Origin of the sequence: uncultured Bacteroides sp., assembly GCF_905207245.1 — a bacterium.
In the GTDB taxonomy this organism is placed as follows: Bacteria; Bacteroidota; Bacteroidia; order Bacteroidales; family Bacteroidaceae; genus Bacteroides.
Map to the genome: position 1 here is coordinate 1 of NZ_CAJLKP010000106.1, position 15,395 is coordinate 15,395.

The window sequence follows — 15,395 nt, forward strand, 5'->3', positions numbered from 1 at the left end:
AGCCAAGGACTGGCTGACAATAGCACCCCGGCCCCAAGTACTCCCAGATTTTTCAGAAATTCTCTTCTGCTGATTAATGTATCTTTCATATAATAATGATGTATATGGTTGAACAACAAAATTTACGTTCTGTTCTTTCCAAACGACTTCATTTACAAAAAAGCAAACCGACGTATCAAATACAATATTTGCAAAGATACGCCGGTTAAATAAAGGTATTATATAATTCTGTTACATATCATTTAAGAGATAATACAGATATATTTCCTCTGTATCATTCTTCTCAACTGATGTTACATTAGACTATCCCACTTCTTTATTTACTCTTAATAACAGGTATAGTCTATTTTGAGTATACACAATACAGTCCTCACTTTCCTATTTCTTTTCCAATACGGATACAAGCCCCGCCACCTGGCGCCAACTTTATATTCAGAACCTCATTCCGGGTTACTCTTTTCTTCGAAACCTTTAGCGTTTCCCTGTTACTTAAATAATGGGCATTTTCTCCATCTTCCACAATTTCTGCCTCGTAGTCTCCTTTACCTAAAAAAGACAACGGCACACGCAAGGTTCTGCCCTCTTCATTAGTTGCAGCTCCTACTAAGAATACTCCATCTTCCGCTTGACGCATCATTACGATATATTCCCCTATTTCGCCATCTAAAGTCTTACTTTCCAGCCAAGGCATTTTCTGTGCAGACAAAAAGCGGAGTAAAGCAGGATATTTACAATAATATTCGGGAATATCCGGAATAATCGTCGCGCCGGAGAAAGTAATCAATGTCCGTGCAGCTTCCGATACCACCGTCGAAGGTACTTCCTGATTATTATCCGAACGTGTCGTTCTTCCTTGCCGAAGGTCAAACATACCGTTATTCATATCAAGTGGACCGGCTACCATATTTACAAACACCGAAGTAACAAAGGTTTTAGGATAGAAAATCTCGTGTCCGTCCAATTGAGCTTTGCAGTATTCACGTGTCACAGCATTGGGCCATGTTCGCATCTGCCCATAGGGGTGCACCGGATAGTCATGAAAATCCACCAATAGCTTATACCGTGCACACATTTCCGTTATATTCTTTGTTCTGGTATTCTTCTCTTCAGGGTTTCCGGCCATAAAACCATACTTCACTCCGGCAGCTCCCCACTCCCCATATTGTTTCAAAGTTTCTTCCAACGGATAATTACGTCCTCCCACATCATTCAGATACAGCCAGATACCCACTCCTTTCTGCTTTCCATATTGAATCAATTTTCGCACATCCCTGGCCTTATCTCCTTTAACGGGGTCCGAACCCTGCTCAAACTCGGGTCCATACCAGTTGGCATCAAGAACCAGATAAGCAAAACCCTGCTCTGCAGCAAAATCAACCGCTCTTTCCCAGGAAGGATAGGACATCGTATAATTAAACCCTTCCCACTGAGCACCATTCATACGCCAGTCCCATAACGCAACTCCCGGCTTTACCCATGAGAAATCATATTCTCCGGAAGGTTCCGGATTCAGCAATTCCACAAGATGAGAATCCACCAGATCGCCCGGTCGGTTACCGCAAAGCACCACACGCCATGCCGATTGATATCCTGCACGGAGTAAATGCGGTTTCGCAGAAACAGAAAACAAGCATTGCCCTTTTTTCGATTTCAGTTTCAAAGGTTCCCCCTCATCCAGACAAGCCTCATGTACAGCCAGGTATAAATCTTCCGCAGCCTTCACCGTCATCACAGGTAAGCGTTCACCATCAGTTTCCGTCAATCGTTCCGGACCGATATTATGCCTTTCTCCATTATAATACCATGCAGTATAGTCACCTGCAAAATTAAAAGTAGTAAGTTCCAACGCAGAACCTGCTCCTTGAGGCAACACATAGCGAAAAGCCACACCTTCATTATAAGCCCGCGCCACTATCTCCAAAGCATCCGATGATTCCGCTTCATTCCCAAAAGACAACTTCATCTCATTGTATTTATCAGGCACCACGGCACGCTTTCCCCACAAAGGCTTCCAAACAGAATTCACTTTGTTACGAGTAACCTTTCCCATTTTCCATCCCCGGGAAGGAAAGGTCAACCCATCTTCCGTTTTAAATCCTAATACAGAAGCCTCAATCACTTGTTTACGCTTCACGGATAATTGATAAGTCAGCTCACCGGCATCCGTTTGAATAATCGCTAACTGTATCTTTCCGTCAGGCGAATCAACCGTATGTTTTTTTTCACCGGCATAACAATATGTTCCTATCAATAAGAACAACAAACATAATTTTCTCATAATCCGAATTTATCATATCAATAAACTTTATTAAATACCGGCTTCATTATAAAAATGAATTCATAATTACCGTATGGCAAGCGGTATTGCGGATAAGCGATAGCTCCCCAACTATTTTCACAAGCCAGACCCAATTGAGCCTTGTCTATACAAATATTCGTATAATCCACTGGGATTACTTCCGGCGAATGACGCTGATCTTTATTCAATCCGTCGTCTAAAGACTCAATCGTATAATTCAAAGCTGATGCAGAGAATGGAGCTTCCGCTACAAATTGCAACCCGGAACCCGCCTCGTTCAACTGTCTCCACCAGCGTATATCAGTCTTAGTACCTGTTTCCTGCGGACGAATATACGAAAAAAATTGTTCACCCACTGTCTGACGGTAAATTCCTAAATCTGTGGCATGATTGCGGTCCGAATAGTTTTCCACAGGACCTCTGCCATAATAGTTGATTCTATAGAATTCATCAGGCATCTGCATCTGCATACCGAAGCGGAACATATCGGGCACCTTCTCTGCTTCACCGGCAACCATTTTCTGGGTAACTTTTATCTCACCTGCATTATTTATCATATAAGTCAGATACAATTTAGCAGAAACATCCGGCATTTCATATCCGGCTTCAACTACAATCGTCCCATTTTCCTGCTTATTGGTAAATGAAGTTCTTTTAAGTTCAGGATTCAGCCATACCCTGTATTTGTGCTGCAATCTGGCACCATAATCATTATCAGTAGGCGCACGCCAGAAATTAGGCACGAGTTGTCCGCCATCATTCATCAATTCCTTGCCTGCAACCTTATATCTGCTCAGGAAACCATTGTTCTTCGCAAACTCAATAATAAAATCCTCACCTTCAATGATCAGATAATTACCATCATTATTATTCACGGAGGGAGCAACGGATTCTATATTCGCTTTCTTCACATTCACTAATGCCATATCGGGTGCCTTATAAGGAGTGACGGACATTTGAGCTTTTGCAACAGTAAATCCGGGGGATAATAAGGTTTCAGCCTTTTTAAGTTTATAAGATACATTCAGTAATAGTTCCTTGTCTTTATACGAGTTTGCATCGGAGATGTCCAGTTTCAGTCTTGCCTTTTGTTGGGGAGCAACATTAAGATTGCCAACCGTACCGGCTTCTACCAATTCACCATCTGCCAATAACTGCCAATCCAGATAATAAGCGGAAAGATCGCGGAAGAAATTCTCATTGAAGATTTCTATTTCTCCATTTTGCAGGTTGACGGGACTTGTCCAAATGGACTGATAAAAATAACCCACTTCGTACATGTGCGGATTCGGTATCCTGTCAGGACTTATCAGACCGTTATCACAGAAATTATTGTCAGAACCATCGTACTTATTAAAATCTCCGCCATATGCATATATCTCGATGCCGTCTTTATTTTTCCAGCGCACAGACTGGTCAACAAAGTCCCAGATGAACCCACCCTGAAATTTCGGATATTTGCGTATCAGATCCCAATATTCTTTGAATCCACCCATCGAATTACCCATGGCATGCGCATATTCACACTGTATAAGCGGTTTAGTGGCATTACTCTTGGCATAGTCTTCGCAAGCACTGTACCACAAATACATCGGGCAGAAAATATCGGTATAATAATCATGACCGGCCTGCTCATATTGCACGGGACGCGTTGCATCTTCCGCTTTTATCCAACGATAGCAAGCTTCAAAGTTAGGGCCGGGGCCGGTTTCGTTGCCCAATGACCAAATAATAACTGAAGGATGATTGTAACTGCGCTGCACATTACGCTGGTTACGTTCCAGATGTGCTTTGGCAAAGGAAGCATGTTTAGAAAGCTGATTATTAGTATATAACATTCCGTGCGCCTCTACATTAGCCTCAGCTACGACATACAAACCATACTCGTCGCACAGTTCATACCAAAGATTGTCATCAGGATAATGGCATGTACGCACGGCATTGATATTGAACTGCTTCATAATCCGAATGTCCTGCAACATACGCTCCCGCGAAACAACATATCCATAATCCGGGTCCATCTCATGGCGGTTGGCTCCCTTAATCAGTACAGGCTGCCCGTTCACCAGCAATTGGGCATCTTTAATCTCGACTTTACGGAAACCTACTTTTACCGGAATAACTTCTAAAATATCATTGCCATTCTTCAAAGTAGCCGTCAGACAATAAAGATTGGGCATTTCCGCACTCCATTTAAGGGGATTCTTAACCTCCATGGCAGCCGAAAGATTGCCCGAACCATTCACCCGGGTGTCTGCAACGACATTACCTTTCGAATCTGATAATTCCAATTCCACAGTACCCCGTCCTTTCATTTGGAGGGCAATATTCAGCGACCCATTTGTATACTGTTCGTCCAAGTCGGGAGTAACTCTGATGTCCTGTATATAGTTCTTGTTGCGGGTATACAAGTAGCAATCACGGCCTACACCCGAAAAACGGAAGAAATCCTGGTCTTCAAGATATGACCCGTCGCACCAACGGAACACCTGAAATGCAATCAGGTTTTTACCCGGTTTGAGATAACCCGACAAATCAAACTCCGCTTCCAGTTTGCTGTCTTCACTATACCCAACGTATTTACCATTTACCCACAAATAGATATTAGAAGTGACTGAGCCAAAATGCGCAAAGATTTGCTTATCCTTCCACTCCGCCGGTATAACAATCTCCTTACGATAGGTTCCCACATGATTGTTCTTTACAGGTATTTTCGGAGGATCTGTTCTGAACTGATTCTTCCACGGATACCCAACATTAACATAAATAGGATCTCCATAGCCATTTAGCTCCCATACAGCAGGTACTTTCAGTTCATCCCACGCACTATCGTTATAGCTCAACCGATAAAAGTCGTCCGGGCGCTGGTCGGCATTCCTTACCCAATTAAATTTCCACATCCCATTCAGAGACAGAAAATTATCAGACTTTTCCTTCACACCTGCACGGGCAGCATCGGGCGATTCATAAGCAAAATAGTTGGCATGCATCGGAGCACGATTTACAGCATTTATCTCCGGATCTCTCCACTCATTCTTTTGGGATAAGGCAATTGTCTGAAATCCAATAGCCAAAGCAAATAAACTGAATAGCTTTTTCTTCATATCATTATTATTTAAAATATTTTTTTTAAGATTGTCTTGCCATACTTATCATAGTTCCACACTTATATTGCTCACAAATATAAGAGCGTTCTGCCCCCCATGGCTTTTAATTCCAGACATTTTATTATTGAAAATAGATAAATCCGGCCTTTTCAGCTAATAAATCCGTACTCACCCGCTTTACATAGAGTTTATGCATACTTTTACCTACACGCTTACACTCACACTCTGTATCGCCTTATTCATCGGCAACACAGCGGTGGTGGAAGTAAATTAACACCGGGTGTAGGCAAATTTACCTACACAACCCTTGAAAGACACATATTTCTGATTATCTTTTCATTATCCATCATATTCGCATAAATCCATCCCTTTCGTATCTTTCTATTTTTAGGCATTTCTTACTTAAAAAGATATCAGATTGCATGTATTTCGTCAAGTGTCATTCCGCATCCTACCTGTTTTTGTCTGTTCCAAATAGAGATTGTACCTGTCAATCCCCTATATTCATTGGACAAACCACGCATCTACTTTATATTGATAATCAATACATTTACAGTAATCACAGCTATAAAGCACGTGCTTCACATATGTAGAGCACGTGCTTTATAGCTGTGAAGCAGTTGAACTACAATTGTAGTCATCGTAGAATGAAGCACTTCGGAAGGAAACATCATAGGGGAAAAAAGATTATCCCTTGCTTTGTTCACGATGGAAGTGAGTTGCTATCAAATTCATCGGACTGCCGCAATTTACAGTCTTTATCAGCTTTTAGGTGAAATACTCAAGCATAAAAGTAGAAAAATAATTCTGCCATACCTGGTTTGTAGAAGTGTCTTCTCTTTGAATGAATGGAGAAGATTATCTGCTACAAACCAAGTATGGCAGAATAAAAGAATGTTGTACTTTTTATTGGAGACTCTTTAGGTTGCTGTTTTTATCTTTCTGACCATCGCGGATGGGACGAAGTGTAAAACCATAGGAGTTGTTGGTTCCATAAATAGTTCTAAAAGGCGTATTCTTAAAACTCTCTCTAACGTCAATAGAAAAAAGCAAACAACTTGAACTAGACCCATAAGTACCTCGAAACCCTGAAGTTGCTATGAATGTCAACTTAGAGTGAGCCGGCCAAGTACCATAGTCTACCTTTCTTTCTGGTAATCCCATATCTCGCAAACCTGTAGCCGGAAAATAAAAATCAGTTCCCTTGGAATCTTTTAATGTCCACCCTACGTGTATACCATTGAAGGTTTTTGCTTCATAATAATACAATTCTCCTGGTTCTTGATAAGCATCTTTTACAACCTCAGAAAAAGCAGAGAATGCCGCAGGAGGTGGAACTTTATATCCGGCTGGAGATGGGTCGTATATGGTTTTATACACATATCGATTGTTAGGTGCACCAACAACTGCCACTAAACCGTCTACATCTAACTGTGAATTCCAAAAATTCATAATTGTTTTCTTTTGATATGCAACTCTTTCTCCATTATGCCAATGTCGACGTAAATAATTATGGTCATCATACCCAGGATCCGTATTACTATAAGGATTTGGGTGTATAAAGAACAGGTTTGGATTTTTAATACTTGCACCAATAGACTGACCACAGTCCGTTGAAGCAAATCGATACTCTGGAATAGAGTAAAATGTTTTGTTTACCATGTCTAATTCTTCCTCTTTCCCTGCTATAAAATCTACACCCTCATTCTTAATAGTCTTGCTATTATAAACTCCTGGTAACATTGGGTCTTTGCGTCCCCATTGGTAATAGGTGTTGTCTCCTGCCACTGACTCTATCATTTTAGGTTGAGTAAGCGTGAAAATACCGTTTTCCGGTTTGGGCACTCCACCGAAAGTTCCCTCTTTGAAACTGGTTAATACTTCTTCCGTGCCATCGGGTTTGGTGACTGTAAAGCATATATACACATTCCTTTCCTCGGCTCCATCTTGTGAATCGCAGTAGCCGAGATTGCAAGGCGAAAATACGAAAGGTTTATTGTATTCATTATTTATAGCCGATGTTATACCTTTAGTCCAATCGTAATGTGTAGCCCATATATGCCAACTCCATAAAATGACTCCATTATTATCTCGCACAGCAATCAAAGCATTACCTTGATTAAGCGTTTCTTCGAGCACACGGAAGTACACCCATTCATCGGTTTCATTGTATGCAACATCTACTACAAGGTCCGGGCTGTCCTGCCAAATAACCACCGCATCTTTGATAGCTTGAATTTTGCCATCAGTTGGTAGTGCACTATCATCATGCTTTACAAATGTCTTAAGTACACATCGTTTTATGGCATTATTTTCTATTTCCTCATCATTTATTTTTCCATTATACTGGTATGTTGTCGTTAGGTCATCTCCTTGATACCCATAAGTATTACCATAATAGGTCGGGAACTTATAGTAGCCTGGCTCATTTATGATATAGCAATTGGCACTTTCGCTCACACCAGTCGTACTCTTGTCAACCAAATCAATAACTTCTTCATCTGCATAGGTTGTTGAAGTAGAAATGAATTTTTCCCGTAACTTGTCAAAAGCCAACTGTGCAGGCAACTTAATGGAACCTTGATAGGTGATGATTGATTCTTCTTTATCAGTTGCTTTTAATAAACGGCTGTTCGCTTTGGAAGTGGCACTGCTTCCCGATTCATTGCTGCTACTATCATATATCGTTTCCCAATCCTTCTTGTCTTTGTTTATGTCATCAGAATATTTTATTTTAAATGGAAGGGAAACTTGCTTGGTATCATGGTCCTTTTGTGTCACATTGGCATATGCTTTAATCGTCACATCGCGCAACAAGCCACTCACAGGAAGATAAGATAAAGTATATGCTGCTATCTCTTCCTCTGTCATTTCTGTGTATAGTCGTTTACCAGGAATCGGGACAGCTTTTTGCCCTCCATTCGGTAACAAAGTATTCTCACGGTTAATATCCAATGTAATAACCGGCTCTATCACAATCCCAGTAGAATTGATAGAGTAGATGACTCTTTTTCCCACCGGCCATGTGCGACTGTTCGTTTCATCTTGGAGCTTGGCAGTAAGAGTACGTTCTGTGCCTGTAAGATTGTCTTTAAATGCTATTTTTAATTCTGCACCTTTCGGAAGTGTTTGGGGAATCATCATGAACGTATATCCTTTTTCGTCCTCATTAAGCACGGTGCCGGGTTTAGTCATGATTTCACTTTGATTATTTTCTGTGTTTTCGCCCAATGCAACTTCTTGTTTGATGCTGAATATGCAATCAGGACCGCCTTTAGTTGTCCAGTTATCCGCTCCTATCCGGTAAGTACCACTTCCATAAACTCCTGAAATCGTTATGTCGGTGACTGTTCCGGCAAGCATTTCTTTGCCGGTCTTTATAGTGACTGCAGTCAGCGCATGGGTGAAGTTTAATGCTACTGCTCCATTTTGGGCATCTCCTCCCACACCATTTCCATTACAATCTGCGGTTGCAGCCATAAGGTCAATCTGCTCGGTCACTTCTTTAGGAACTGTATAAGTCAACATGGGAACACCGGTAGCATCCGTTGCCGAATGGATAATGGAAAGATTCTCAGCAGTATCATCTTCAGAAGACGCAGATACAGCAGAGTAGGGAGAATAGGCAAAAAATCTAATCTTCCCCGAACCTACCCACTGGAGGGCATTCGCCGGATTCCATGTGCTTCTATCCTTAACATAGCTCACCTCTATGTTATGGGCAAAGTTAGTGGTCCACTCGTTCTTGTCCTCTTGGGGCCATTCACCGGTATAGCATATTGCCGAAAGTCCGAAGCTATTCTTTGCAAATACTTCTTCATCCTCTATCGGCGTGCCACGGGTTATTGCATCGGAAGCCACTGTATCCACAGCAGATTCCGCACTTTCAGTAACTAAATATAAAGGTTTTCCTCCTCCGGACTGCGACATCTCCCGGATGCTTATGTCTTTGTTGGCAGCACATGTTGCCGCTGAACCATTAGTCCAACTGCCCGGTACCGCCACATCAAACGCAAGCATGCCCGAAGAGCCCTGTTGTCCGTGCTTATCAAAAGTATCATCTACGCAGGACGATACGGCACAAGCCGCAACGCACACAAACATACGAATCATACGTCCGAAGGATAGACGAAGCATACGAAAATGTCGCATAATCACGATTCTCTTTTTGATATCAATAATTATTACATATTTGTATTACCATCATCATCTCCGGTTTTTCCTTCCTCCCAGTCTCCTACTGATACAGTGAAAGAAAGCGGGCTATCGAGTACTGGATCACCAACTTTATCTTCAGGAGTGGGTACAACGGTTATTCCATCTATCACAGGCAAGTCTTCCGGCAAATCCGTAGGAGGATAAACGCCTGCACCGCTACCTTGTCCGCAGAATATAAGGTTATATACATATTTGTGATTGGGCTTCCAATCAACATTAATACCTACACATGTATATCCATATTCACTTCTATCCCACTTGTTGGAAGTAGCGATAGGGAAAAGTTGATGATAATGATAATCACCCTCTTGGTATATCGGACCGTCATCGGTGCTGCCGCCATCATTACTGTGAATCTTACCTTTATGAATAGCTTCAACACGGCAAAGCAACAGAATGTATGCTCCATTAGCATTCTCCTTATTCCATTTGGATACTTGTTGCGGAATAAGCATCAAACTGTTGGTTGTAGTTTCTGCCGTTTTGAATCCGATTAAAGCTGTATTTGAATTAGCAAGTGGTTTTGTGTCTTCTAATTTGGTACCATAATTGGCTGGCAGCTTAGAACTCCAATCCATTTGGTACGTCTCTTTTGAACTTTCCGAAAATTCAAGCGTACCGTGTCCGTTTATGTTTACCAGCCATGCTCCTTTGATATCCACTCTTCGATTGTTACTGTCCGGACATTTGGCATTGATGCAAATTTGCGATAACGCATGATAGAAGTTCAGTGGAATAGCTCCTCCGGTAACTTCATCTTGTTTAACCTTTTGATAAGCTACAATAAAGTCCTGCTGAGACGTACCTCCATTTTCCAAAGACGACTCCAAAGTAACTTCGAATCGTTGTGTTTGTGTGGTTATGGTAGGTTTGAAAACACTCTCAGTATTCAGGTTATCAGGTCCATATGCCCAAAAACGCACCTCGTTTACTCCAGTTGGCCACAAATAATCACTTCCTTCCTTGTCTGTAATCGTAAAGCTATTGTCTGTGCCCTCTTGCTTTTTAGCAAGTTGCCCGTCTATAAACATATCCGTGTAATTGTCTGCATCTGCATAGACATAAAAACCTTTAAGATTCTTAATCGTTGTCTCTGCGGCACGCGTCTTTACCTGCGTAGTAAATGAAATCCTTTCGCCCTTGTAAATTTCCTTTAACTCATCGTTTGAACAAGAGGCAAGCATAATGGAGGCGGTAGCAACCATTCCCAGTAATTTTACATTTTTGTTCATAATCTGTTTTCTTAAGTTTATTATATTTAATTCATATCAATGTCTGTTTCCACTACATTGTCCCATCCCGAAATAGATGGACTCATTCCTCCATCTCCTGAGGGAATCTTCAATCCGTCTATGACGATAAGAATGTGGGCGGGGTCGGTAGGCTCGTGCAACTGCCCGGTGACATCGTAATGGAAGTATTTCTGATTGGAGGTGTAGATGGTCAATGTATGTTTCCCTTCTTGTCCATAGGGACAGTGACCGAAGGTGGCAAAACGTGCTACGAGCATCCTCTCATCAGCATGGCGTTGCATTTCAAGGGGCATTATCACTGATTCGCCGGATGGCTGTCCGCTTATCGGACTCCAACCCTCGGACATGCCGCTCAACGCGGCACTAATATCAACCAAGTCGCTCATATTCTCCACATTTCGAACCTCTACTGTATATTCCACAGTAGCCGCTTCAGGAGTCAAAGTGAGCGATTGTCCCGACACATTTTCCTGCACTTGCAAGTAGTCGCACTTGCCGCCCCATACGCTAACGGGTACCCCCCGTACAGGCTGGTCATCAGCTCCTTCGGGCAAAGGAGGTGTGTCGAGGTCTCCTCGTCCCATGGGGGCGAGAAGCGACTGTGGAACGGTAGCGAGCAGGTAGTCGTTGAAGGTATTTCCGCGTTCGGTCACAGATTCCATCTCTCCATTGTGAAACAGTATCTTGTATTCACCGCTCTCGATACTGATTTTACCGCCTTCCCGCGAAGTGAACTCCCGGCGCTGGTAGTGGCTCCCATCCATACGGAATATCTGCACCACCATGGTGCTGGGTTGGGCATCAAGAGCATTGCTCCAGTCGAACTTTATTTCGAGTTCGCTATAGTGACTGTTATGGAAGCAGAGTTCCTTATGCTGGCACGACTGGGTAAGAAACGCAAGTGCTGCAAGCATCGTCCACAAAGTTCGTAAAGTGCGTATCATCGTGCACCTCCTTTCCGCAAGTTACGTCCACCAATGTACCACACCAGAGACACCTCTGCCTTGGTAGGTCCAAACCATTTCCGCCGGTGGGTCGATTCCCAAAAGTAGCAGCCGTCTTCGGGCTGGTATTTCATATAGTCACCTTCCAGATATCCTATTCCCAGTGTGAAGTCGATGTTAAAGTGTTTTCCCACCGGCAGCGAATATCCGTAGGAGAATCCGGCTGCCCAACTCCAACGGTCACCCAAGTAGCCAACTCCCCCCCATTCAATGTCGTAAGTCAACATTTGTCCGTACACGCCTATGTGGTGGCCGCACATCAACGAGCGGCTGTCTCGCCGGGGCGAAAACCAGCGACGCAGTTCCACATCGCCGCCATACACACGCCAGAAACGATGGCGTGCATCGTTGCTCCACCATGCATACATCCAGTTGGCACCTACCGACCATACTTTACCCACAGACACTTCCAGTCCGATGTTGGGAGTAGCAACGGCATTATAAAGCATATTGGTTTTCAGCAGTACCGCATGCTTACAATCTTTCTCTGTACTTATGTGAGGAGTAGCAGGTTGGGGAGACGCCATTATTGAATGGCTTTGCAGGTTTTCTATCTGTGTTAATAAAGAATCCCGGTCTGTTTTCCAATTATTAGCCGGTAAGTTAAGCCCCAAAAATAGTATTAAATGAGATGCGACAACGACCCGTTTCATACAATACAAATACTCTTCTTTTTATCTTATTATCTTAAGTATTAAATGATACTTTGCTTTTTTTTCTGCAAAAAAATACATTAAAATATTACGTGCAAGAAGATTAATAAATTTTAATAATACATAAACAAAAAAAAGCGTGTGTAAGTATGCTAAATATTTTGTTATTTAAGACAACCATCCAAATCACACATGATTTGCTCTTTATTCATGTGTTAGCCTATAAAGACAATCTTTTGCATGCAGTCGCCGTATTTTTCATCCCAGTCTCTTATTACAATCTTCAATTGTCAAGACAGGCAATACCTTATCCGTATCAGCCATTTATACTTATTTCAAAACCTATCATAATCACTTATTATACAAGGCTCTATCACTTCTTTTCATTAGCGAACAAGCAATCTCCGTTATAGTTATTTCATTTATAGAATGCATACCTACCCTACGCCTTTCAGTTTTGGAAAAGATAATTCAAATCTTCTATACTGAAATTTCTTTTAAGAATTATTCCGTCGGGTGATATCAGCATCAATACCGGTATTTTATTTATTCCATACGAATTCACAAACGAATAATCCGCCAGTACTTGTGTCCAAGGAAGCCCTAACCGCTTAAGTGCTTTTTCCCAGTTTTTCCTATCACGATCTATTGAGATAGATAATAACTTCAGATTTTTGGAAGCATATTTTTCGCCCGCATTTCTGATTTCCGGTAACTCTGCAATGCAAGCCCCACACCACGAAGCCCAGATATTCACTAACACATAATGCCCATTCCCTATATAATCTGACAAATATACTTTCGTGCCGTCCGGTAATTCCACTTTAGAATCAACAAAATTGCTACCTTCTTGCACACTAATCATCTTTGTTATAAACCGATTGTTTTTCAGCATGGGAGAGGCATCGGCAAGCATAGTGCTTAATTCGTCAACGGTAATCTGTTCCTGAAAAATGCGAATCCAAAATGCAGGAATTATATTATCAAGATTCTCATAAACAGTTCTTTTTATAAATTCCTTTGTTTGTTTTATCACTTTTTCACGGGTAATTGCACATAATTCCTTTTTCCTTTCAGTTTCAACATTCAGACTGTCCAATTTCTTAAAAGCATCTATACCAGCTTGATTCAGCACCTGATACTCTCTCCAACTCTTTTGAAATACATCATTAATCGGAGTACCTTCGCACCAACCCTCCTTACCATCTGTACAAATACGAATATTTCCATTCTCAAGTACAGTGAAAATCCCACCCATACCATCAATGCATACAGCCGCCCAGCAAGACTGCAACAGCTCTTCTTTAAAAACGAATTTTCCATTCACAACATTCGTACTATCAGCCTGCCGATTATCCTCTTCCAACATAACCAGAGCAACTTTTCGGCCTTCATATTCGTGATTTGTACTTCCCTCAATACTGTAATGTACTTGAGAGAAGGTTCTTCCTCCTACGAGAAGCAGGATTATTAATAGTGCTATTTTCTTATCCATTTTAATATTATTATCAATGGCTCAGTAAAAACTACTCTTTTTCAATAATTCCTTCTTCCTCCAATTTCTTCTTTAACCGATAATAAGTATCAAGTTTACGATTCCAAACGTCGTCGTTATCATCACTCAATAAACATGCTTTCTTCAGGAGACTTTCATGACTTTCTTCTGCAACAGGAGAGGCAACTTCATCCAATTCCGCAAATTCCACTTCTATTTCATCCCCTATTTTAAACTCCCCTCCATGCCATGTAACATGTATTCCTTCGGGCATTTTCAAACCTCCGATATTCCAGGAGCCTCCATCATATCCATGTTGCATTATCATAAGACTGACTCCACCATTTGGAATACCCGCTTTCCAAACAGTATCCCTCCATTTTACAATAATTCCTTTCATGCTATATAAGTCCCTTTCCTTGTAATTCCATTTTTAATTGCTCATATCTCCTTTTCATCTCATTGCGATCACAATCTTCAATTGTCAAGACAGGCAATACCTTATCCGTATCGACCATTTTTATCAAGACTCTGTCACTTTCTTCCAACTTCTCTGTGAGCCAAGTGAGATAATGCAGAATATCACTTCCTTTTATTTTGATTCTGCCGGAAGAACATCCGAATGCCAAATCCGCAAATACAAAATAATCCGAAGCTGCAACTATAGGTTCTCGACCATTTATACTTATTTCAAAGCCTATCATAATCACTTATTATACAAAGCTCTATCACTTTTCTTTTTTATGTATCCTCCTACGAAATGGAAACTCACAGCTAATGTTTGTTTTGCCTATTTTTCCTTGATAATAAAGAAAAAACATGAACTAACATATTAATAGTAACCATAACTGTTATCGTAAGACATACAATCATCCAAAATGTTATATCTTTTTCATTAAAAAGATACTGCAATAGAAAAGCAACTACTGCACCTCCTATAATGTATTTCAAAACAAATGAATACTTCATATTATTGATAAATTAAATGTTTCATAAAATTCATTTTACGCTACGTCTCTACAGCCATATTACACTAAATTCCCTATCTATTACTATACCCATTAATCAATCGGTCCACCATAGGTTCTAATAAAAAAATCTTCCACTTTTTTCAAAGACTCTTCAGTTACTGAATCATAGCTAACAACTTCTATATAAGATCCTCCACGACAATATTTTTCCTCAAGCTCCCGAATCCTATCTTTTTTCTCCTGCAGAGACATTTCACATTTTGGCAAAACAGCTTCTACAGCAACCACATCTATGTCATCATTGGCACAGCTTTGCCAACCCACACAGACTACTATTAATGGTTCTTCTTCACTTTAGTTGAAGACTTTTCTCCGTCGGTTTTATTTTAAATCTC

The 15,395-nt window shown here is 41.2% G+C and carries 10 protein-coding genes and 1 pseudogene; all 11 read right to left on the minus strand.

What is annotated here, in order from left to right:
• The coding region (locus QZ135_RS22195) for a twin-arginine translocation signal domain-containing protein (protein ID WP_294614729.1) at nucleotides 1-89 on the minus strand (89 nt) is incomplete at its 3' end.
• Between the two features lie 281 nt (nucleotides 90-370).
• Nucleotides 371-2,278, minus strand: a complete 1,908-nt coding sequence (locus QZ135_RS22200) for a glycoside hydrolase family 97 protein (protein WP_294614710.1) — start codon at nucleotides 2,276-2,278, stop codon at nucleotides 371-373.
• Between the two features lie 17 nt (nucleotides 2,279-2,295).
• The gene (locus QZ135_RS22205; RefSeq protein ID WP_294614712.1) at nucleotides 2,296-5,403 is read right to left on the minus strand and encodes a glycoside hydrolase family 2 TIM barrel-domain containing protein; all 3,108 of its coding nucleotides are present in this window, start codon (nucleotides 5,401-5,403) and stop codon (nucleotides 2,296-2,298) included.
• A gap of 909 nt (nucleotides 5,404-6,312) precedes the next feature.
• Nucleotides 6,313-9,558, minus strand: coding sequence for a fimbrillin family protein (locus tag QZ135_RS22210; RefSeq protein WP_294614714.1), 3,246 nt, complete (start codon nucleotides 9,556-9,558; stop codon nucleotides 6,313-6,315).
• Between the two features lie 32 nt (nucleotides 9,559-9,590).
• Entirely contained in the window at nucleotides 9,591-10,856 is a 1,266-nt protein-coding gene (locus QZ135_RS22215; protein ID WP_294614716.1) for a fimbrillin family protein, read from the minus strand.
• A 26-nt stretch (nucleotides 10,857-10,882) separates the two neighbouring features.
• Nucleotides 10,883-11,821, minus strand: coding sequence for a DUF5119 domain-containing protein (locus QZ135_RS22220; RefSeq protein ID WP_294614717.1), 939 nt, complete (start codon nucleotides 11,819-11,821; stop codon nucleotides 10,883-10,885).
• Nucleotides 11,818-12,348 (minus strand): annotated as a pseudogene (locus tag QZ135_RS22225) (DUF3575 domain-containing protein); the annotation flags it as partial. The pseudogene QZ135_RS22225 and the gene QZ135_RS22220, both read right to left, overlap by 4 nt.
• A 637-nt stretch (nucleotides 12,349-12,985) precedes the next feature.
• Nucleotides 12,986-14,029, minus strand: a complete 1,044-nt coding sequence (locus tag QZ135_RS22230; RefSeq protein ID WP_294614719.1) for a TlpA disulfide reductase family protein — start codon at nucleotides 14,027-14,029, stop codon at nucleotides 12,986-12,988.
• Nucleotides 14,030-14,060: 31 nt separating this feature from the next.
• Complete coding sequence (locus QZ135_RS22235; RefSeq protein WP_294614721.1) at nucleotides 14,061-14,429, minus strand: hypothetical protein; 369 nt, start codon at nucleotides 14,427-14,429, stop codon at nucleotides 14,061-14,063.
• 1 nt (nucleotide 14,430) lies between these two features.
• Nucleotides 14,431-14,733: a hypothetical protein gene (locus tag QZ135_RS22240; RefSeq protein ID WP_294614723.1), complete on the minus strand. Its 303-nt coding sequence runs from the start codon at nucleotides 14,731-14,733 to the stop codon at nucleotides 14,431-14,433.
• Between the two features lie 357 nt (nucleotides 14,734-15,090).
• Nucleotides 15,091-15,324, minus strand: coding sequence for a hypothetical protein (locus tag QZ135_RS22245; RefSeq protein ID WP_294614726.1), 234 nt, complete (start codon nucleotides 15,322-15,324; stop codon nucleotides 15,091-15,093).
• Between the last annotated feature and the right edge of the window lie 71 nt (nucleotides 15,325-15,395).